General features: G+C 56.4%; 21 protein-coding genes. 8 read left to right on the top strand and 13 right to left on the bottom strand.

The window, feature by feature from the left end:
• Positions 1 to 2 precede the first annotated feature (2 nt).
• Both SYC_RS06535 and hoxE read right to left on the bottom strand, forming a co-directional pair.
• The gene (locus SYC_RS06535) at positions 3 to 1,607 is read right to left on the bottom strand and encodes a NuoF family protein (RefSeq protein WP_011243546.1); all 1,605 of its coding nucleotides are present in this window, start codon (positions 1,605 to 1,607) and stop codon (positions 3 to 5) included.
• Positions 1,607 to 2,104, bottom strand: coding sequence for a bidirectional hydrogenase complex protein HoxE (hoxE, locus tag SYC_RS06540; RefSeq protein ID WP_011243547.1), 498 nt, complete (start codon positions 2,102 to 2,104; stop codon positions 1,607 to 1,609). Before hoxE ends, SYC_RS06535 begins: the two co-directional genes overlap by 1 nt.
• Positions 2,105 to 2,228: 124 nt before the next feature.
• Between hoxE and ligA the strand changes: the two genes are divergently transcribed.
• Together ligA and SYC_RS06550 are read left to right on the top strand one after the other, a co-directional pair.
• The gene (ligA, locus tag SYC_RS06545; RefSeq protein WP_011243548.1) at positions 2,229 to 4,268 is read left to right on the top strand and encodes an NAD-dependent DNA ligase LigA; all 2,040 of its coding nucleotides are present in this window, start codon (positions 2,229 to 2,231) and stop codon (positions 4,266 to 4,268) included.
• A gap of 31 nt (positions 4,269 to 4,299) precedes the next feature.
• On the top strand, positions 4,300 to 5,760 hold the full coding sequence (locus SYC_RS06550; RefSeq protein WP_011243549.1) for an FAD-linked oxidase C-terminal domain-containing protein: 1,461 nt from the start codon (positions 4,300 to 4,302) through the stop codon (positions 5,758 to 5,760).
• Positions 5,761 to 5,771: 11 nt separating this feature from the next.
• Here SYC_RS06550 and SYC_RS06555 read toward each other — a convergent pair whose 3' ends face one another.
• From SYC_RS06555 to SYC_RS06580, 6 genes are read right to left on the bottom strand one after another with little or no spacing between them, the layout of a single operon-like run.
• Complete coding sequence (locus tag SYC_RS06555; protein ID WP_011243550.1) at positions 5,772 to 6,104, bottom strand: HepT-like ribonuclease domain-containing protein; 333 nt, start codon at positions 6,102 to 6,104, stop codon at positions 5,772 to 5,774.
• The gene (locus tag SYC_RS06560) at positions 6,094 to 6,432 is read right to left on the bottom strand and encodes a nucleotidyltransferase family protein (protein WP_011243551.1); all 339 of its coding nucleotides are present in this window, start codon (positions 6,430 to 6,432) and stop codon (positions 6,094 to 6,096) included. Before SYC_RS06560 ends, SYC_RS06555 begins: the two co-directional genes overlap by 11 nt.
• A gap of 37 nt (positions 6,433 to 6,469) precedes the next feature.
• Positions 6,470 to 7,099 carry a dephospho-CoA kinase gene (gene coaE / locus SYC_RS06565; RefSeq protein WP_011243552.1) on the bottom strand — a complete coding sequence of 210 codons (630 nt, stop codon included), beginning with the start codon at positions 7,097 to 7,099 and terminating at the stop codon, positions 6,470 to 6,472.
• Positions 7,078 to 7,872, bottom strand: coding sequence for a uroporphyrinogen-III synthase (locus tag SYC_RS06570; RefSeq protein ID WP_011243553.1), 795 nt, complete (start codon positions 7,870 to 7,872; stop codon positions 7,078 to 7,080). Before SYC_RS06570 ends, coaE begins: the two co-directional genes overlap by 22 nt.
• Entirely contained in the window at positions 7,865 to 8,596 is a 732-nt protein-coding gene (gene cobA, locus SYC_RS06575; RefSeq protein WP_011243554.1) for a uroporphyrinogen-III C-methyltransferase, read from the bottom strand. Before cobA ends, SYC_RS06570 begins: the two co-directional genes overlap by 8 nt.
• The gene (locus SYC_RS06580) at positions 8,593 to 9,804 is read right to left on the bottom strand and encodes a glycosyltransferase (RefSeq protein ID WP_011243555.1); all 1,212 of its coding nucleotides are present in this window, start codon (positions 9,802 to 9,804) and stop codon (positions 8,593 to 8,595) included. Before SYC_RS06580 ends, cobA begins: the two co-directional genes overlap by 4 nt.
• 99 nt (positions 9,805 to 9,903) lie before the next feature.
• On the opposite strand from SYC_RS06580, the gene SYC_RS06585 reads away from it, so the two are divergent.
• A complete protein-coding gene (locus SYC_RS06585; RefSeq protein ID WP_011377515.1) occupies positions 9,904 to 10,785 on the top strand; it encodes an alpha/beta fold hydrolase in 882 nt (293 codons plus the stop codon).
• Between the two features lie 23 nt (positions 10,786 to 10,808).
• Positions 10,809 to 11,279 carry an MEKHLA domain-containing protein gene (locus SYC_RS06590; RefSeq protein ID WP_234701753.1) on the top strand — a complete coding sequence of 157 codons (471 nt, stop codon included), beginning with the start codon at positions 10,809 to 10,811 and terminating at the stop codon, positions 11,277 to 11,279.
• On the opposite strand, the gene rsmG is transcribed toward SYC_RS06590, so the two are convergent.
• Together rsmG and SYC_RS13830 are read right to left on the bottom strand one after the other, a co-directional pair.
• A complete protein-coding gene (rsmG, locus tag SYC_RS06595; RefSeq protein WP_011243558.1) occupies positions 11,276 to 12,004 on the bottom strand; it encodes a 16S rRNA (guanine(527)-N(7))-methyltransferase RsmG in 729 nt (242 codons plus the stop codon). The two genes, SYC_RS06590 and rsmG, sit on opposite strands and share 4 nt — an antisense overlap.
• Positions 12,005 to 12,124: 120 nt before the next feature.
• Positions 12,125 to 12,262 (bottom strand): hypothetical protein, encoded by a 138-nt coding sequence (locus tag SYC_RS13830; protein ID WP_155813907.1) that lies wholly within the window; start codon positions 12,260 to 12,262, stop codon positions 12,125 to 12,127.
• 303 nt (positions 12,263 to 12,565) lie between these two features.
• On the opposite strand from SYC_RS13830, the gene SYC_RS06600 reads away from it, so the two are divergent.
• Together SYC_RS06600 and SYC_RS06605 are read left to right on the top strand one after the other, a co-directional pair.
• Positions 12,566 to 13,123, top strand: a complete 558-nt coding sequence (locus tag SYC_RS06600; RefSeq protein WP_011377514.1) for a J domain-containing protein — start codon at positions 12,566 to 12,568, stop codon at positions 13,121 to 13,123.
• The gene (locus SYC_RS06605) at positions 13,101 to 13,376 is read left to right on the top strand and encodes a DUF3143 domain-containing protein (RefSeq protein WP_011243560.1); all 276 of its coding nucleotides are present in this window, start codon (positions 13,101 to 13,103) and stop codon (positions 13,374 to 13,376) included. The genes SYC_RS06600 and SYC_RS06605 overlap by 23 nt, the downstream gene beginning before the upstream one ends.
• A gap of 12 nt (positions 13,377 to 13,388) precedes the next feature.
• Here the strand turns inward: SYC_RS06605 and uppS are convergent, their stop codons facing one another.
• The 3 genes from uppS to lysA all read right to left on the bottom strand — a co-directional run bounded on the left by uppS (position 13,389) and on the right by lysA (position 16,535).
• A complete protein-coding gene (gene uppS, locus SYC_RS06610) occupies positions 13,389 to 14,144 on the bottom strand; it encodes a polyprenyl diphosphate synthase (RefSeq protein WP_011243561.1) in 756 nt (251 codons plus the stop codon).
• On the bottom strand, positions 14,141 to 15,061 hold the full coding sequence (gene cdaA / locus SYC_RS06615) for a diadenylate cyclase CdaA (RefSeq protein WP_011243562.1): 921 nt from the start codon (positions 15,059 to 15,061) through the stop codon (positions 14,141 to 14,143). The genes uppS and cdaA overlap by 4 nt, the downstream gene beginning before the upstream one ends.
• Before the next feature lie 79 nt (positions 15,062 to 15,140).
• On the bottom strand, positions 15,141 to 16,535 hold the full coding sequence (gene lysA / locus SYC_RS06620; RefSeq protein ID WP_011243563.1) for a diaminopimelate decarboxylase: 1,395 nt from the start codon (positions 16,533 to 16,535) through the stop codon (positions 15,141 to 15,143).
• Between the two features lie 47 nt (positions 16,536 to 16,582).
• On the opposite strand from lysA, the gene rimI reads away from it, so the two are divergent.
• The gene (rimI, locus tag SYC_RS06625; RefSeq protein ID WP_011243564.1) at positions 16,583 to 17,182 is read left to right on the top strand and encodes a ribosomal protein S18-alanine N-acetyltransferase; all 600 of its coding nucleotides are present in this window, start codon (positions 16,583 to 16,585) and stop codon (positions 17,180 to 17,182) included.
• A gap of 143 nt (positions 17,183 to 17,325) precedes the next feature.
• Positions 17,326 to 19,800: an ATP-dependent Clp protease ATP-binding subunit gene (locus SYC_RS06630; protein ID WP_041677108.1), complete on the top strand. Its 2,475-nt coding sequence runs from the start codon at positions 17,326 to 17,328 to the stop codon at positions 19,798 to 19,800.
• Positions 19,801 to 19,905 lie beyond the last annotated feature (105 nt).

Raw genomic sequence — 19,905 nt, forward strand, 5'->3', positions numbered from 1 at the left:
GCCTAATGAGTCAGTGCGATCGCCCGTTCTGGAATCAGGCGTGACTCGTACTCCTGACGGAACCAGCGCAGCGTACTAAGAATTGGGTTGGGAGCAGACATTCCCAAGCCACAGAGACTGGTGTCTTTGACCAAATAGCAAAGGTCTTCGAGCTGTTGGAGATCGATCGCGGTGCCTTGACCGCTAGATAACTTCCCGAGGAGCTCATGCAGTTGCACTGTGCCTGCCCGACAGGGAATGCATTTGCCACAGCTTTCGGAGCGGCAAAATTCCATGTAGAAGCGGGCGATCGCCACCATATCGGTGTTCTCGTCCATGACTACCATGCCGCCGGAACCCATCATTGATCCCAGTTGTATGAGTGAGTCGTAGTCGACCGGTGTATCCAATTGCGCTAAAGGAATGCAGCCGCCGGAAGGCCCGCCGGTTTGCACCGCTTTCACAGGGCTTTCGGGAATACCCATGCCATCGACGATCGATCGCAGCGGAATGCCCATCGGCACTTCAATCAGGCCGTTGTTGCGCAGCTTACCAGTCAATGCAAAAACTTTCGTCCCCTTGCTGGTCGGCGTGCCGATCGCCGCAAACCAGTCAGCGCTTTGCTCCACAATCGGGGCAATATTGGCAAAGGTTTCGACGTTATTGATCAGCGTTGGATGACCCCAGAGGCCCGACTCTGCCGGATAAGGCGGACGCACCCGAGGCACACCGCGCTCCCCTTGAATTGAGTGAATCAGCGCCGTTTCTTCGCCGCAGACAAAGGCACCCGCACCGATCCGCACCTCGAGATCAAAGCTGAAGCGGCTATCCAAGACACTGTTGCCCAGCAGCCCACGGCGGCGGGCTTGGCGAATGGCTTGATTGAGTCGTGCGATCGCTAGTGGATATTCCGCCCGCACGTAAAGGTAGCCAAAGTTCGCACCCACCGCATAGGCCGCGATCGCCATGCCCTCGATGACTTGATGGGGGTCGCTCTCTAGGACGCTGCGATCCATAAAAGCGCCGGGGTCGCCCTCATCGCCGTTGCAAACCACAAACTTGCGATCGCTGGGCATTTTGGCGACGGTCGCCCATTTCAAGCCGGTGGGATAGCCGCCACCGCCGCGCCCGCGCAGCCCACTAAGGCGAATAATCTCGGCGACTTCTGTTGGTGTTAAGTCAAAGATGGTGTGCATCAAAGCCCGATAGCCGCCCGCTGCCAGATAGCTTTCGAGGCGATCGGGATTGATCAAGCCGCTGTGGCGATTGACGATTTTCAGTTGTTGGCTAAAGAAGGGCTGAGCCTGATCAACTTCGGGTAGATCCATCGCTGCACCTTGAGCCGCCGCAACGAGATCCGCTGCCTGATCAGGACGGATGTCACTGTAGAGGCGATCGCTGGGATCACACTGCACCAGTGGCCCCGCACCACAGAGTCCCAAGCAACCGACGCTGACAGCCTCGCAGCGATCGCCCAAATTTTGATCGGCGATCGTCTGCTGTACTGCTTTAAAAACGGCCTCAGCACCGTTGGCACGACAACCCGTGGCTGTACAACAGCGCAGACGAATCGGCTTCTGGCAAGTCAGTTCCTCGTTAGCCAAACGCCCCAAATCTTCCCAATCCATCAGTGCGCCTCCTGCTGCCAAGCTTGGACTTGTTGCCAGACCGCTTCAGATTCTTGGCGGCCTTGAATATCACCGTCATAGACCACGACGGGGGCAATTCCGCAGGCACCCACACAGCGCACGGTTCCGAGGGAAACCGATCCATCATTGGTGGTTTCGCCTTCGCGAATGCCTAGCTCCGCTATTAGGCAGTCGAGAATGGCTTGCGACCCTTTGACATAGCAGGCCGTGCCTAGGCAGACATGGCAGCGGTGGCGACCGGAAGGATTGAGCTGGAACAGGTGATAGAAGCTAGCCACGCCGTAGACCTTGCTGCGGGGTAAGGCGAGTTGCTCAGCTACCCATTGCAGGAGCTCGCGATCGAGATAACCGTAGAGCGACTGGGCTTCATGCAGAATTTCAATCAGGGCATCTGCTTGGGCCGCTTGCCGCTTGATAGCTAGCTCTAGGCGACGACGACGAGGATCGACACTGGGTGTCGTTTCAGAAGTAGCCATAGTCTGAACTCAGCGCCCTTCTCTCTGTGCTTAGCCTTGCGATCGCGGATTTGAGCCAGCCTTTAGAGATTTCCCCGTTTTCAAGGGGGACGAGATACTGAACGAGGGACAACGACAGCACGCCATGACCGCTTCTCAGACGGGCCCGACCACCACCGCGATCGCCCAGCGCGCCAGCGAATTGCGACAGCTGTTGCAGCAGGCCAGCTATGCCTACTACGTCCTCGATCAGCCGGTGATGGAAGATGCGGTCTACGATCGCCTCTATCGGGAGTTGCAAGATCTAGAGCAGCAACACCCCAGCCTGATTACGCCCGACAGCCCCACGCAGCGCGTGGGTGAGCAACCGGCAACTGGTTTCGAGAGTGTCCAGCATCGGATTCCGCTCTACAGTCTCGAAAATGCTTTTGATGCTGAAGAGTTACGGTCTTGGGATCAGCGCTGGCGTAAACTCGCGCCCGATGTTCCGGCTGATGCAGGCTACGTCTGTGAACTGAAAATTGATGGAGCCGCGATCGCTCTCAGCTACGAAAACGGTCTGCTGGTGCGGGGTGCAACTCGGGGCGACGGCACCCGTGGCGAAGAAATCACAGCGAATCTACGCACGATTAAAAGCATTCCACTGCGGCTCCAAACCGACCAACCGCCCGAGTGGTTAGAAGTGCGGGGCGAAGCTTTTCTGTCTCTGACTCGCTTTAAGCAACTCAACACCGAACGGGAGAAGCATGGTGAGGCTCTTTTTGCCAACCCGCGTAACGCCGCCGCCGGAACCTTACGCCAACTGGATCCTCGCATTGTCGCCGAACGTCAGCTCGACTTTTTTGCCTACTCGATTCAAGGGCCTAATGACTGGGCAAACCTTGACCAAGCCGCCAGCCTCGATTGTCTTCAGAGTCTGGGCTTTCGAGTCGAACCGCACCGCCAAACCTGCCCAACGCTAGCAGAAGTGGAGCAGTACTTCAGCGATTGGGATGCCCGCCGCCGCGACCTGCCCTATCTCACCGATGGCGTGGTTGTGAAACTGCAATCACGCCGCCTGCAAGACGAGCTGGGCTTCACCCAGAAATTTCCACGCTGGGCGATCGCCCTCAAATATCCAGCCGACGAAGCGCCGACCCAACTGCAGCACGTCACTGTCCAAGTTGGGCGAACGGGAGCACTGACGCCTGTGGCTGAATTTTCTCCCGTTGCATTGGCGGGAACCACCGTCAGCCGCGCCACCCTCCACAACGCCGATCGCTTGCGGGAACTCGACTTACACATTGGCGACACGATCGTGGTGCGCAAGGCGGGCGAAATCATTCCCGAAGTCGTGCGCGTCCTCACTGACCTGCGGCCGGCCGATGCTAAACCTGTCGTGCTGCCGGAGAAGTGTCCTGAATGTGGCCAGCCGGTGCAACGGCCTGAAGAAGAAGCCGTCACCCGCTGCGTTAACTCAACCTGTCCTGCGATCGTGCGGGGGGCACTGACCCATTGGGCCAGCCGGGATGCCCTCGACATCGAAGGTCTAGGCGAAAAGCTCGTCGATCAACTGGTCAGCAAAGGACTCGTCAACGCGATCGCCGACCTCTATCGACTGGATGCTCCGCTCCTCGCCAGTCTGGAGCGCTTTGGTGAAAAGTCGGCACAGAATTTGGTTCAGGCGATCGCAAAGTCACGCCAGCAACCTTGGTCGCGAGTGCTCTACGGTCTCGGGATTCGTCATGTGGGATCCGTCAACGCCAAAAATCTGGCAGCCACTTTCACCTCAGCTGAGGCTCTCGCGCAAGCAACACCGGACGAACTGGCCGCTGTCTATGGCATTGGCAGCGAAATCGCCGACGCGGTTCACCAGTGGTTCACCGTTGCCACGAATCAAAATCTGATTGCAGCGCTAGAGCAAGCTGGGCTGCAACTACATGGGGAAGCAGCGAGCCCGCGATCGCAAGCTTTGGCCGGTCAAACCTTTGTCCTGACTGGCACGCTGCCGACCCTGAGCCGAAACGAAGCCAAAGCCTTGATTGAAGCGGCGGGCGGCAAAGTCTCGGGCTCCGTCAGCAAGAAAACCAGCTATGTTGTCGCCGGCGAAGAAGCGGGAAGCAAGCTGGAAAAAGCGATCGCCCTCAACATTCCCCAACTCAACGAAACACAACTGCTGGACTTGCTTGCCCAAGCAGAGGGGTAGCATAGGCAACAGTTCGTCTGTGTCCCAGCCCATGACCGCCGTTGCTGCCCCCAATTGGACTGCGATCGCCCAAGCTTTTCGGGAAGTCCTGGGTCGAGAGCAAGTCGTTGAGCGGCGCGAAGAATTACTGGTTTATGAATGTGATGGACTGACCAATCATCGCCAAATTCCACCGCTTGTTGTTCTGCCACGTAGCACCGAAGAAGTTGCCGCTGCTGTCCGTCTTTGCAATCAGTTTGATCTCTCATTCGTGGCGCGGGGCGCAGGGACTGGCCTCTCAGGTGGTGCACTACCGGTTGAAGATTCGGTGCTGATTGTCACTGCACGGATGCGTCAGATTTTAGAGATTGACTACGACAACCTGCGCGTTCGCGTTCAACCCGGTGTGATCAATAGCTGGGTGACGCAGGCAACGACGGGGGCTGGTTTTTTCTATGCACCTGATCCCTCCAGCCAAAGCGTTTGCTCCATTGGCGGCAATGTCGCTGAAAATTCTGGCGGAGTACATTGCCTCAAGCACGGTGTCACCAATAACCACGTCCTAGGGCTGACACTGGTGCTGCCGGATGCCTCCGTGATTCAAGTCGGCGGCGCGATCGCAGATCTACCCGGCTACGACCTCTGCGGCATTTTTGTCGGTTCAGAGGGCACGCTCGGAATCGCCACCGAAGTGACGCTACGACTACAACCACTCCCGCAATCCGTTCAGGTACTGCTTGCCGATTTCAGCAGCATTGAAGCAGCCGGGGCTGCTGTCTCGGGCATCATCGCAGCGGGAATTTTGCCGGCGGGTTTAGAGCTGATGGATAACTTCAGCATCAATGCCGTTGAAGATGTGGTGAAAAGTGATTGTTATCCCCGCGATGCGGCTGCCATTCTGCTAGCAGAGTTAGATGGTCGCGCTTCGGAAGTTGCGCAGCAAATTCGCGATGTGGAAGCAGTTTGCCGACAACATGGAGCCCGATCGATCGCGATCGCAACGGATGCTGAAGATCGGCTACGACTTTGGAAAGGACGTAAGGCTGCATTCGCTGCTGTCGGACGGATTAGCCCGAGTTACTACGTGCAAGACGGTGTAATTCCGCGATCGACACTGCCCTTTGTTCTGCATGAAATTGAGCAGTTAGGCCAAAAACATGGCTACCGTGTCGCCAACGTTTTCCATGCAGGTGATGGTAATTTACATCCGCTAATTCTCTACGATCGCAATGATCCAGGTGCTTTAGAGCGTGTTGAAGCCCTTGGGGGTGAAATCCTCAAGCTCTGTGTCAACGTTGGCGGCAGTATCTCGGGTGAGCATGGCATTGGTGCCGATAAGCGCTGCTATATGCCCGCCATGTTCAGCTCCGAAGATCTTGAAACGATGCAATGGCTACGTCATGCCTTCGATCCGCTGGAACGCGCCAATCCCACTAAGGTTTTCCCAACTCCCCGCACTTGTGGTGAACGAGGATCAGTTAATAGTATTCCAGTCGGAGTTGAGCTTTATTAAGAGCTGGAATTTCAGTCACGGTAGTCCATCACAATCAATGCCAAAAGCTGGGGAATATTAGACTTCACAACCTCCCAGATCAAAGCAAGATCAACTTGATTATAGTCATGAATTAGCTTGTCGCGCATCCCAGCTATCTGTTTCCAAGGAGTTTCAGGATTACTCTCCCGAAACTCGCGGGAGAGCCGCTTCACGACTTCTCCGATCACAGTGAGTTCATATAAAGTAGCGAGATGAGTACGCTTATCTGCTAAAAATTCAGCTTGATCCATATCTTGAGTTAATTCAAGAATGGTTTGACAGGCATTAGCAATATCTAACAAGTAAGCTTGATCACGACTCATAAATAACTTGAGCTGTGCTCAAGATAGCTTCTCGACGAATCCAGTTCAAACTATTCTCAATCGCTTTCTTAGTGGTCAAGTCAACTTTGCGATGACATAAGTCTTCCAACTCATTTTCCATGCCAATAAGATCAAGCAGACTAACTCTAGCATCAGGCTGAAAAGCAACTAAGAGATCAATGTCACTGCCAGCATGAAAGTCATCACGCAATATAGAACCAAAAAGCGCGAGTTCACGGATAGCATAACGCTGACAAAACTCCGAGAGCTGATCAAAAGTAATTGCCAAGCGTTCTTGATGCTGAGGACTGAATGTCGTCGTTGTCATTGATAATTCACTTGATGCTTAGATAGAAACTTTTGCTTCAGTTTTCTGCAACAACCACCTTCTCTATTGCCTGATCTACTTGCTGAAAAGTGAAGGTGCGATCGCGGCTGTTATCAATCACGATATCGGCATGCTCACACTTTTGGGCAATCGGCCATTGTGCTGCAAGGCGTTGTTCCGCGGCTGCAGGGGTGAGGCGATCGCGATGGATCAAGCGATCGCGTTGTTGCTCCAGCGGGCAAGCGACTACCCAAATTTGCTCGACCCAGTCCTGTAGACCGGCTTCAAACAGCAGTGGAATGACGAGGACAACGATCGGATCTGATTCAAGCTGTGCCAGGTCCCGCTCAAAGCAAGCGCGGATCGCCGGATGGGTTTGCTGTTCTAACCACTGCCGTTCAGCTGGATCCGCAAAGATGATTGACCCGAGTTTTTGGCGATCGAGCTGACCATCTGCCAGCAGGATAGATGCCCCATAGCGATCGCGAATCACTTGTAGAACCGGTGAACCGACAGCTACAACCTCACGGGCATAGCGATCGGCATCCAGAATCGGTAACTGGTAGCGATCGCGCAGATAGTCCGCCACAGTCGATTTGCCAGTGGCAATTCCGCCCGTCAGGCCAATCCGTCGCCGGACAAAATTTACGTGGTTTGGCGCGCCCATTGTTCGATCGCCAACAATAGGCCGTCCAAAGTGTACTCCTGTGCCTCAACTTCGACGCGACCCAAGAGTTCCTGACAGGTGATCGAAGTCTGGGGACCGATGGAAGCGATCGCCACACCCGAGATGCGGGCTGACCAGTCCACGCCGAGATTCGACGCCATCAACTGACAGAAGTTGCGCACCGTTTTGGAACTGGTGAAGCTAATCAAGTTCAAATGCGCCTGCCGCAAGGCAATCAAGGCATCATCGGGAATCTGACTGGGACATCGCGACTCGTAGGCGGGCACTTCCACCACGATCGCACCTTGCGACTGCAGGGCTTGAGTAATCTGCTCACGGCCGCCGGTTTCAACGCGTGGGAAAAGCAATCGTTGACCGGCAACAGGCTGAGGAAAATGTTCAACCAACGACTCAGCAATAAATTCCGGCGGGATGTAATCTGCCTTACCACCTTGAGCAGCGAGAACTTGAGCGGTTTTCTGACCGACAACCGCGATCGCGCAGGGAACATCGCTCCAGCTTTTTTGCTGTGCAGCTAACCGCTGTTGCACGGCTTCAACGGCATTGGCGGAGGCCAAAATCAGCCAATCAAAGTCTGCGATCGCCGCGATCGCCTCATCTAGAGGCAGCCAAGAGCTAGGCGGCCCGATTTCTAGGGTCGGCATCTCGATCACGGCTGCGCCAGCGGCCCGCAGTTGTGCGGCAAAGGGCGAAGATTGCCCCGCGGCTCGCGTCGTCAAAATGGTTTTACCGATCAGCGGCTGCTCAGCCATCGTAACGGTAGTGCGCCCAGTACTTTCGCAACCGTACCACCTCGCCAATCACAATTACGCAGGGCGATAACGGCTGATCGCCCCACTGCTGCGCCATGCGGCTGAGGCTACTTTCCAAAACGGTCTGCTGTGGATGTCCGGCCCACTGAATCAGCGCCACAGGACTATCCGGCGATCGCCCATGCCGAATCAGCTCGTGGCCAATCGTCAGCAAGTGGCGACTACCCATCAGCAGAATCAGCGTTTCCAGTTGCGCCAGCGCTTCCCAATTCAACGCGTCTGGCTCATGGACGGTGTAAACCGCAAAGCCACGGCTCAGCACCGGATCGGTAATCGGAATGCCCGCCAACAGTGGAGCCGCTAAAGCGGTCGAAAGCCCGGGCAGGACAGCATAATCACAGCCCGATCGCTCCAGCGCATCCAATTCACTGGCAGCGCGACCAAAGACAAAGGGATCGCCACTTTTGAGGCGGATGACTTTGCGCCCTTGCTGGCAGTGCTCGACCAGTAGTTGATTGATAGTGGCTTGCGGCGTACTCTCCGCGCCACCGCGTTTACCCACGGCAATGCGATCGCAATTAGCTGGCACTAAGTCGAGAATTCGGGGGTCGATCAGCGCGTCGTAGATCAACACCTCTGCTGACTGCAAACATTGCTGTGCCTGCAGCGTCAGATATTCAGGGTCGCCCGGCCCAGCGCCGACGAGATAGACTTTGCCCGTCATAGCCGAATTCCCATGGCTTGCAGCCGCAGTTCTAGCCGTTGCGCCTCTGGTGAGCCCTGCTGCTCATAGCCCGCGATCGCCTGTCGAAAGGCTGCGTAACTGGCTTCCAGTTGTCCGACCTGGAAGAGGACAGCACCCAAATTTTGGTAGAGGCTGGGATCGTTGGGATCGAGCTGGAGTGCCTGCTGATAGGCAGCGATCGCCTCCGGATAGTTACCGATTGCGCGAGCTGCGAGTCCCAAAGCGGTTAAGGCAACCGTGGCTTGCGGAGCAGCGGCCACAGCCTGACGTGCTGCATCATAGGCCAGCCCCAGCTGCCCACGATCGCGGTAGAGATGCGAAAGGTTAACCCAAGCGCCAAGCTTGTGAATTGCGTCCACTGGCTCTTGCAGAGCCGCTTGATAGCGATCGATCGCCGCATCCAAATCACCCTGCCGCCGTTCCAACAGCGCCAAGTGATAGAGCAACTCATAGCGAACGGCCGGTTCTGGACGCCCCTGCTTCAGTCCTTGTTTAAGCCAGCGTTGTGCTGCTTTCAAATCTCCTTCTTGAACAAGCAACCCGCCCAGCTTGCTGCAGAGGTAGGCATCTTCGGGATGATCGGCCAGCCATGTTTCGAGACTTTGCCGCATCCGTTCTGCCGTACCCCGCTGTTGCAGGCGATCGCGGCCATAGCCGTAGTGCCGAATCACCGGTGTCGGCCAAGCCGTAATCCGCCAGTTGGGTTCCTGTTGTTGCAGGGCAAGGAGGCTGTCATCGACCAACTCGTGATAAGGCCGCTGGAAACGAATGTCGGGTCGATTGCGAAACAATCGCGACAGCCGCGAGTAGGGCACTTGTCCTGCTTGGGTTTCTTCGCGCAGAACCGTAAAGGCGAGGGCTTCGGGTTGATCCAGTTGCGATCGCAATTCTGTCCAAGCTTCTAGGATCAGTTCCTCATCAGCATCCAGCACTAAAATCCAGTCGCCCGTTGCTGCAGCAATCGCCTGATTCCGCGCTGCGGAGAAGTCGTCAGCCCAATCGGTGTGGAGCAACTTGGCACCGGCTTCCGTGGCAATTGCTGGCGTGCGATCGCGGGAACCCGTATCCAGCACAATCAGCTCATCGACCTGGTCTTTCACCGAAGCCAGACAGCGGGGCAGCAATTCCGCCTCATCGCGAACGATCATGCAAAGGCTGACTTGGGCCATTGCCGCTCCGAGGAACATCTAGGATTACCTTACGGTGAGATGCTCAGTGACTCCAGCCCTAGACAGGTTGCGATCGCGAACTCACAGGAATCTCGTAGTGAAGGAGTCCCCAAGCGAATGGCAGTCTGGCAGTGGCGAGGACAGGCGATTCGCTATCAGCAATTTGGCAGCGCAGGAGCGCCAGTTCTGCTGATTCATGGCTTTGGTGCCAGCAGTGACCATTGGCGGCAGAACAGTCCGGTTTTGGCGGAGCAACAGCGGGTCTTTGCAATTGACCTACTCGGTTTTGGAGGTTCCGCCAAGCCCCAGCCCAGTCAGGACTTGCCCTATCGGTTTGAAACTTGGTCGGCCCAGGTTCGCGACTTTATCCGCGAGGTAATTGGGGAACCAGCCGATTTGGTAGGCAATTCGATCGGCTGTGTGGTGGCGCTGCAAGCCGCTGTCGATGAACCTGCGCTCGTGCGATCGCTCGCGCTCTTGGATTGCTCCCTGCGTCTCCTACACGAGCGTTATCTGGCGCAGTCCGCCTGGCCGCGCCGTTTTGGGGTGCCAATTTTCCAGCAACTCCTCGCTTGGAAGCCGTTCGGAGGCTTCTTCTTCCAACGCTTGGCTCAACCGCGATCGCTGCGTCGGATTTTGCAGCAGGCCTACGCCGACAAAACCGCCGTCACTGATGAGTTGATTGAGCTGTTACTCGCTCCCGCCCGTGATCCGGGTGCGGTGGATGTTTTCCTAGCGTTTGTCACCTATTCCCAAGGGCCGCTACCGCAGGATTTGCTGCCGTTGGTCACTTGCCCAACGTTGATTCTCTGGGGAGAAGCGGACCCGTGGGAGCCGATCGCCCAAGGACGGGAGCTGGCAAACTATCCTGCCGTGCGTGAATTTATTGCGCTACCGGGCGTTGGGCATTGCCCGATGGATGAAGCCCCCGATCAGGTCAATCCGATCCTGCAACGCTGGTTGCAAACCGCAGCCAACCCGGCCCCTGCAATTCCCTAACTCAACTCCCAATGGATGCTGCAATGAGTCTTCAGCCTTGGCAAATGCCTGAGATTCAAGACTGGACCCAGATTCTGCTGGATAGCTATGAGCAGGGTCTAGGGCGATCGCTGATTCCTCGCAATACTGATCGCCTAGAAGAGGCAGAAGCCCTGTTCAAGGTGCCTTTCGTGGTGGTATCGCACAACGGCGCGGCCGATCCGCTGCTCAACTATGGCAACCAGACCGCGTTGGATCTCTGGGAGCTGGAATGGTCACAATTTTGTGGGCTGCCCTCGCGCTTGACAGCCGAACCCGATCAACGAGAAACGCGATCGCAAATGCTGAGTGACGCGCTAGCTAAGGGCTATATCGACAACTACAGTGGCATCCGCATCAGTAGCCAAGGCCGCCGCTTCCGTATCGATCGCGCCACTATCTGGACGCTCCGTCAGCCCGATGGACAACCCTGCGGTCAAGCTGCAACGTTTACGGAGTGGTATTTCCTCGACTAGCCGAGAGGCTTCTGGCTGGGCAACCCCACCATGCGCGGATAGGCTGCCGGCGTCTGCGCCGTTTTCTGGAGGGTGATGCAGTGTCGCTCGGCACCGCTCTCCGGCAGGAAGGTAGCCGACACATCCACTACTTCACCACCAAGGATGGTAACCGCCCGATCGAGGGCGATCGCTTCTTCCTCCGTCCATTGCCCACGATAGAGCACGGCTTTGCCGCCGATCTTGAGCAAGGGAAGACAGTATTCAGCGCAAACCGTCGCAGGGCCCACAGCTCGAATCGTGGCCCAGTCGTAGCGCGCCCGTTGCCGACGATCGCGCCCCCACTCTTCTGCTCGTCCTACCGCTACTGTCACATTCGACAACCCCAGCTCTTGCGCCAAGGTTTGCAAAAACTGAATCTTTTTACGGGTGGAATCGAGCAGCATCACCCGACTCTTGGTCAAAGCGATCGCAGCAGGCAGTCCTGGGAAACCTCCACCGGTACCGATGTCGATGATCTCGCCGCTCCAATCATCGGTGAGCAAAGGACGCAGGCCATACAGCGAGTCCCAGAGATGCTTTTCAGTAAACTCAGCCGGATCAGTGATGCGCGTTAAATTCAGCCGCTGATTGCCTGCAATGATGCCGTGGTAGAGCGCTTCAAACTGCTGCTGTTGCTGTGGTGAGGGCTGCCACCCCAAGGTCTCAGTCCAATTTCGAACATCCAGGGCAAATCCAGAGGTCACAAGCAGGAGCCACGCAATGCCTTCACTCTACGGCGATCGCTCATTCCCTTCCAAGCCAGCGATCGTTCGCATGAGTGATGGATCGCCGGCTGGAGGGGGGTTCTGGTCCCAGTCTTAAGATTAGGCAGAGTGGGTTGGAGGCTCACTGTAGGGCTGTACGCCAATCTCTGGAATTTCTTCAGCTGGAGTAAAAAATCTGCCTGCAGCTTCCGACAGGAAGTGAATGACAGACTTGAGGGCCGCTTTGACTTTACGCATAACCGCTCACCTCCGAGAGTGAGAGTGATTTGAGCCAGAACTAACAGGTTTACCCCAAGATCCCCGCTCACTTTACAAATCGGAGATGATCCGTGATCAGAGGGGGATAGAGGCTCACTTCCAGATTAGATTCTGTCTCTCAATCTCGTGGGGATCGCCTATCTTTCTTCATAGAAATCTTTATCGACAGCCCTGACTGCAAGGCGCGATCGCCCGACATTTAGGGCAGAAGCCGTTAAAATACAGGCTGTTTCATTGCAGCACTACCCCTGCGTGTCTGCCTCTCCTTCTGCTGACTCTGCAATGGTAACCAGTCCAGACTATTACGCACGTCTTCGCATTCCTTCCAGTGCCAGCGATCGCGATATTCGGCAGGCCTATCGTGAGCTGAGTAAGCAGTACCATCCCGACACGACCACACTGCCTTTGCCAGCAGCACTGCAAGAATTCCAAAAGCTGCAAGAGGCCTACGCCGTCCTTAGTGATCCCGAGCGCCGCCGACTCTACGACTTTCAGCTCGAGCAACACCGCTGGACGACATCCCGTGCTGCTGCCCTGCCCAACCCCAGTCCTCGCCAGCCACGGGTGGCCACAGTCACTAGTGATCGTGAGCGCACCCTCTCAGCAGGAGAAATTTTCGCTCTGTTTTTGCTGTCGCTGACCGTTGTCGGCTGTCTCGTGCTCACCATTGGCTTAGGACTCCTGCGGGGTGAGCAGCTACTGCAAACGCCCAGTTGGTTCCAAGTCACCACTCCCGCAGCCGATGTTCAGGCGATCGCCCTGCCCGACTCCGAGCCTGCCGCGATCGAAACGCCCGCTCTTCTCGCCCCCACTAGCAATGACAACCCTGCCGCTTCCTGAAACACCGCTCTACAATCACAGCCTGCCTGCGATCGAAACTTGGTTGCGGGATTTGGGCAGCATTCAGGATTTGGAAGCTCTCAACTGCTGGAGTCTTCGGCACACTGACTGGTCTGCCGAGATTGAGCTGGGGACGGATCAAATCGTGGTGTGTTACCGATCGGCGGGCGAAGCAGGGCAGGATCTCACTCGCGCCTACAAATATTCCCTCAGCCGCGCTGATCTCGAAGCTGTGATCCTCGGTGGCCCCTAGTCAGGTCTGGCACTAGGTCAAGCGACCAAAGCGGCGTTGGCGACTTTGGAAATCGCGCAGGGCTAGGTAAAACTCGTAGCGATCGAAATCAGGCCAGAGTGTATCGGTCACGTAGATTTCGGCATAGGCCAGTTGCCAGAGCAAGAAATTGCTCAGCCGTTTTTCGCCACTGGTTCGAATCAGGAGATCGGGATCGGTGACGCCGGCAGTGTAGAGATGACTGGAGAGGAGCGACTCGTCAATGGCATCGATCGCCAACTGGCCTTGCTGCACTTGGGCCGCAATCTCACGACAGGCTTTGAGGAGTTCTTGACGGCCGCCGTAGTTTGTCGCGACCGTGAAGCGAATTCCGTCATTTTGGGCTGTCGCTGAGGTCGCGCGATCGATTTCTCGTTGCAGCGATGTCGGTAGATTCTCGAGGTCACCGACAAACCGAATGCGAACGTTTTCAGCCATTAACTCTTGAAGTTCGCGGCGCAAGACCCGCTCAAACAGAGTCATGAGAAAGTCAACCTCTTCGTGAGGTCTACCCCAGTTTTCTGTTGAGAATGCGTAGGCAGTCAGGGCGCCAATACCCCAGTCATCGCAACAGCGCAACAGCTGCTTGAGGGAGTCAACCCCGCGCCGGTGACCCATAATTCGTGGCAAGCCACGCTGCTTGGCCCAACGACCATTGCCGTCCATAATCACCGCGACGTGGCTAGGCAGGCGATCGGGGAGTAGGTCGGGCGGGCGCTGACGTAAATCGCAATTAGAGACAGAGGTCATGGACGACCTCGGCGGGAACCCAAGAGATTGAGGTGTCGTAGAACCGAACGACTAGAGCTGTAAAGGTAGCGAGAGAGCGATCGCAAATCAGGAGCAATGACCTCCCGCTGGGCAGCAAGCGACATGCGCTCTTCCAACAATGCCTTGAGTTTACTACTAGTCAGCGGGCGATTCAGGATTCCTTGTTCTGCCAGCGAAATTGAACCCGTTTCTTCAGAAACCACGATGCAAATACATTGATTCAGCCGCTCGGTAATTCCTAAAGCTGCACGGTGTCGCGTGCCCAGTCGTCGTGAAATAACCTGTTCTGACAAGGGCAGAATCACTCCTGCTGCAACCACCCGATTCTCGGAAATCAAGACTGCACCGTCATGGAGCTGTGTGCTGGTTTGAAAAATGGACTGGAGCAGCTCACTTGACACTTCGGCGTTGAGGCGCACCCCCAGAGAATTCACATCGCGATCATCGATGCTGGAGCCAGTCTCAATGACGATCAGGGCGCCAGTACGATTCTGGGAGAGTTCTTTGACAGCTTCAATAATCTCCTCAGCTACACCGCCAGCCCGAGGTTGCGATCGCGCATTCGGGCGGAATAACGCCGCAACTTCCCCCCGTCCTAACTGCTCCAAAAAGCGCCGGAATTCTGACTGCAGCAAGACTGCCATGGCTACAGCCGAGCCAATGACTAAGTTGTTGAGAACAAAGTTGAGCAGGGTGAGGTTGAGTCGACTGCTGATAGCCGCTGCCAACATTAGTACGATGAAGCCCCGCACCATCCAAAGGGTACGCCGCTCTCCGATCAACACCAAGATGACGTAGAAGAGGATGAGGACGAGGCTGATATCCAAGGCATTGCGCAGCAGCAGGCCGGAGCCGCTGCTAAGCCATGTTCCTGTCTGCGTCAGCCAGTCTCCCATGCCCTTGCACCGTGAATCTGCCCACCTGGGAGCTTGGCCCAGGGGTGATCGAAGTCAGCTGCGGCGCCAAATCTGTCGCCTAGGCTTGCAGCCCTACTGGTAACCGATCCTGTCGCAACAAGTCTTGCAGAGACTCCCGCGCCAGAATGATTTGGGCTTCGCCATTGTTCACCAAAACTGCAGCGGGTCGCGCAATGCGGTTGTAATTCGAAGCCATGCTGTAGTTGTAAGCCCCCGTCGCCAGCACGACGAGAATATCGCCGGGTTGACTGGGAGCCAACTCTGCGTCCTTGAGCAGGACATCACCAGACTCACAATGCTTGCCAGCCACCGTCACGGTTTCGCGATCGCTCACGTTGAGGCGGTTGGCGATCACCGCTCGGTAAGTCGACTGGTAGGTGATTGGTCGAGGGTTGTCGGACATGCCGCCATCGACAGCCAGGTAAGTGCGGATTCCTGGTACTTCTTTGCGGCTGCCAATTTGGTAGGCCGTAACGCAGGCGGTACCAATTAGCGATCGCCCTGGCTCACAGATCAACTTGGGCAACGGCAGGTCTGCGGCTTGGCAAGCTGCGACCAGACTTTCGCTCACCTGCCGCACCCATTCATCAATGCTTGGGGGATCATCCGACTCGGTGTAGCGAATTCCCAGACCCCCGCCCACGTTTAACTCAGCGATCGGCAAGCCCAAAGCCAGCGCTTTGGCATAGGCCCCGACCAACACACCCGCCAAATCGGCATGGGGCTGGAGTTCAAAAATTTGCGAGCCGATGTGGGCATGCAGGCCAATGCAGCGGAGATAGGGCTGATCGACCAAGGCGGCTAGCAGCGCATCCAGCTGATCGGGATCGAAGCCAAACTTACTGTCAAGGTGCCCCGTCCGAATGTATTCGTGGGTGTGGCACTCAATGCCCGGCGTGAAGCGGATCATCACCCGCACTTCCCGCTGCTGCTCAGCGGCGATCGCCTCAAGGTTGCGCAGTTCTTGCCAGTTATCAACGACGATCGTGCAACCCGCTTCTACACCCATCGCCAATTCGCTCAGGGATTTGTTGTTGCCGTGGAAGTAGAGGCGATCGCTCGGGACACCTGCTTGCAGGGCCGTGTAGAGTTCACCTGCCGACACTACATCAATGCCCAGACCTTCCTGAGCAACCAAAGCGCAAACCGCTAGGCAATTCCAGGCCTTCGAGGCGTAGATCGGCAGGGCAGCACCGGGATAATGGTGCGCCAGCGCAGAACGATAGGATTGACAAGCGGCACGCAGCGTTTGCTCATCGAGGATATAGAGCGGAGAGCCATAGCGTTCCACCAAATCTGAGACGCGGCAGCCACCCACTTCGAGCTGACCGTCTGCCGTCACACTCGCTGTCAACGGAAACAGATTTTGGTTGGGGGAGTTGGAGGGGCGATCGGTCCCAAACAAAGCCGGATACTGAGGATTTAACGAGGGCGCAGCTGGAGTGGAAACCATCGGACGCGTCCAAGACCTATATATATGTAAGTTGCCTGTCTTTATCAGTGTACGATCCTGCGCCGCTCTGCCTCAGCCCGCTGGCCCTCGATCAGGTCGAGGCGGCCCGTCACTTGGATGAGCAGACCCTTGGCGGCTTTTGGGCGATCGAAGCTGACCGGCGGGAGGTTGAGAGCGACCCCAGTGATCTCTTGGGGCTCTGGCAGGGAGCCCACTTGATCGGCTTGGGTTGTAGCTGGACGATCGTCGATGAAGCTCACATCACCTTGCTGGCGATCGCCCCCTCCCACCAGCAGCAAGGGCTGGGCGGTTTCTTATTGTTGGCGTTACTGCAAGCGGCGATTCGTCGAGATATGGCTTGGGCGACATTGGAAGTGCGAGTCTCTAATCAAGTCGCGATCGCGCTTTACCAAAGCTTGGGTTTTCAAGAGGTCGGTCAGCGCCCCAGCTATTACGCCGATACTGGCGAAGCTGCTCGGATTCTCTGGTTGAAAGGCCTGAGAGAAAACTCCGTGCAAGAGGCGATCGCCCAGCAGTGGAAAGCACGGCAACAGCGTCTGAATCGGCAGGGTTGGCAGCTACAACTACCGATGCAGTTGGCTACAGCTTGCACCGAAGATCCCGACCCTTTAGCCACCACTGGCTAACCCTAGAAACAAGAGGTGTGGATCACCGACCCAAACCGAAGAGCGATCGCGCCAAACCCCTATGCTGGAGCGGGTTTTGAGCATTCCGGCCCAATCAAATGCCTGTGCTAGAATCGGCCTACCGGCACGCAGGCAGGGAAGCTATGTTTGAACGCTTTACCGAGAAAGCCATTAAGGTCATCATGCTGGCTCAGGAGGAAGCGCGTCGCCTGGGTCATAACTTCGTCGGCACCGAGCAAATTTTGCTAGGCCTCATCGGTGAAGGCACCGGCGTTGCCGCCAAAGTTTTGAAATCGATGGGTGTCAACCTTAAGGATGCTCGCATCGAGGTTGAAAAAATCATTGGCCGTGGCTCGGGTTTTGTCGCCGCTGAGATTCCGTTTACTCCTCGCGCCAAGCGAGTCCTGGAACTCTCACTGGAAGAAGCGCGGCAACTGGGCCACAACTACATCGGCACTGAGCACCTCTTGCTTGGACTGATTCGGGAAGGTGAAGGCGTTGCGGCCCGTGTTCTCGAAAACTTGGGCGTTGATCTTTCAAAAGTACGGACCCAAGTCATCCGCATGCTCGGCGAGACGGCTGAAGTCTCAACGGGTGGCGGTCAAGGTCGCACCAAAACGCCAACCTTGGATGAATTTGGCTCCAATCTGACCCAGCAGGCTGCCGACGGCAAGCTGGATCCGGTGGTGGGTCGCCAAAAAGAAATTGAGCGGGTGATCCAAATTCTCGGCCGCCGCACCAAGAATAACCCTGTGCTGATTGGGGAACCGGGCGTCGGTAAAACTGCGATCGCGGAAGGCTTGGCCCAGCGCATTGCCACCGGCGATATTCCCGACATTCTGGAAGACAAGCGCGTTGTCACCCTTGATATTGGTCTGCTGGTTGCGGGCACCAAGTATCGCGGTGAGTTCGAAGAACGCCTCAAGAAAATCATGGACGAGATCCGCTCGGCGGGGGACGTCATCTTGGTGATTGACGAGGTTCACACCCTGATTGGTGCCGGCGCCGCTGAAGGTGCGATTGATGCGGCCAACATCCTCAAGCCAGCTTTGGCACGGGGTGAGCTGCAGTGCATCGGTGCAACCACACTGGATGAATACCGCAAGCACATCGAGCGCGATGCCGCCCTAGAACGCCGCTTCCAGCCGGTGATGGTCGGTGAGCCCAGCGTCGATGACACGATCGAAATCCTGCGCGGTCTGCGTGAGCGCTACGAGCAGCACCACAAGCTAAAAATTGCCGATGAAGCGTTGGAAGCAGCTGCCAAGCTGGCCGATCGCTACATCAGCGATCGCTTCCTACCCGACAAGGCGATCGACTTAATCGACGAAGCGGGTTCGCGGGTTCGCCTGATGAACTCGCAACTGCCTCCGGCTGCTAAAGAGTTGGATAAAGAGCTGCGTCAAGTCCTTAAGGACAAAGATGACGCCGTTCGCTCCCAGGACTTTGATAAGGCTGGGGAACTGCGCGATCGCGAAATGGAAATCAAAACCCAAATTCGCTCGATCGCTCAAAGCAAGAAGGCCGACGGTACCAGCAGCACGGATGATTCACCGATCGTCACCGAAGAGGACATCGCTCACATCGTTGCCTCTTGGACGGGCGTGCCGGTCAACAAGCTGACCGAGTCGGAATCGACCAAGCTGCTGAACATGGAGGAAACCCTCCACAGCCGCTTGATTGGTCAGGACGAAGCCGTGAAAGCGGTGTCGCGGGCCATCCGTCGTGCACGTGTCGGCCTGAAAAATCCCAACCGTCCGATCGCCAGCTTCATCTTTAGTGGTCCCACCGGCGTCGGTAAGACTGAGCTGACCAAAGCCTTGGCGGCCTACTTCTTCGGCAGCGAAGAAGCCATGATCCGGCTTGATATGTCGGAGTACATGGAGCGCCACACGGTCAGCAAGCTGATCGGTTCGCCTCCAGGCTACGTTGGCTACAACGAAGGCGGCCAACTAACCGAGGCCGTGCGTCGTCGTCCCTATACTGTCGTCTTGCTGGACGAGATCGAGAAAGCCCATCCCGATGTCCTCAACCTGCTCTTGCAGTTGCTCGAGGACGGTCGTCTGACTGATGCCAAAGGTCGGACCGTGGACTTCAAAAACACCCTGATCATTCTGACTTCGAACATTGGCTCGAAGGTGATTGAGAAAGGCGGCGGCGGTCTCGGGTTTGAATTCTCTGGTGTCGATGAGGCTGAAAACCAGTACAACCGCATTCGCTCCCTAGTGAATGAGGAACTGAAGCAATACTTCCGTCCTGAGTTTCTGAACCGTCTCGACGAAATCATCGTCTTCTGTCAGCTCAACAAGGAAGAAGTCAAAGAAATCGCCGACATCATGTTGCGCGAAGTCTTCGGTCGGATGCTCGAGAAAGGCATCAGCCTCTCAGTTACCGAGAAGTTCAAAGACCGCTTGGTGGAAGAGGGCTACAACCCCAGCTACGGGGCTCGTCCCCTCCGTCGGGCAATCATGCGCCTGCTCGAAGATTCCTTGGCGGAGGAGTTCCTCTCCGGCAAACTGCGGGAAGGTGACACCGCCGTCGTTGACATTGGTGAAGAGGGCAAGGTTCAAGTTCTTGCGCAAGAGAAGCGTGAGCTACTGCCTCAAGCCGTTGACTAAGTCTGTGAAGTTGATCAGTTGTTGATTCACTAAGGTCTATCCAAAGTTCTGGATAGACCTTTTTTCTGTGCGCAATCAGCGATCGCAAAAAACAACCTCTCCAAG

The organism is Synechococcus elongatus PCC 6301, assembly GCF_000010065.1.
Classification (GTDB): Bacteria; Cyanobacteriota; Cyanobacteriia; order Synechococcales; family Synechococcaceae; genus Synechococcus; species Synechococcus elongatus.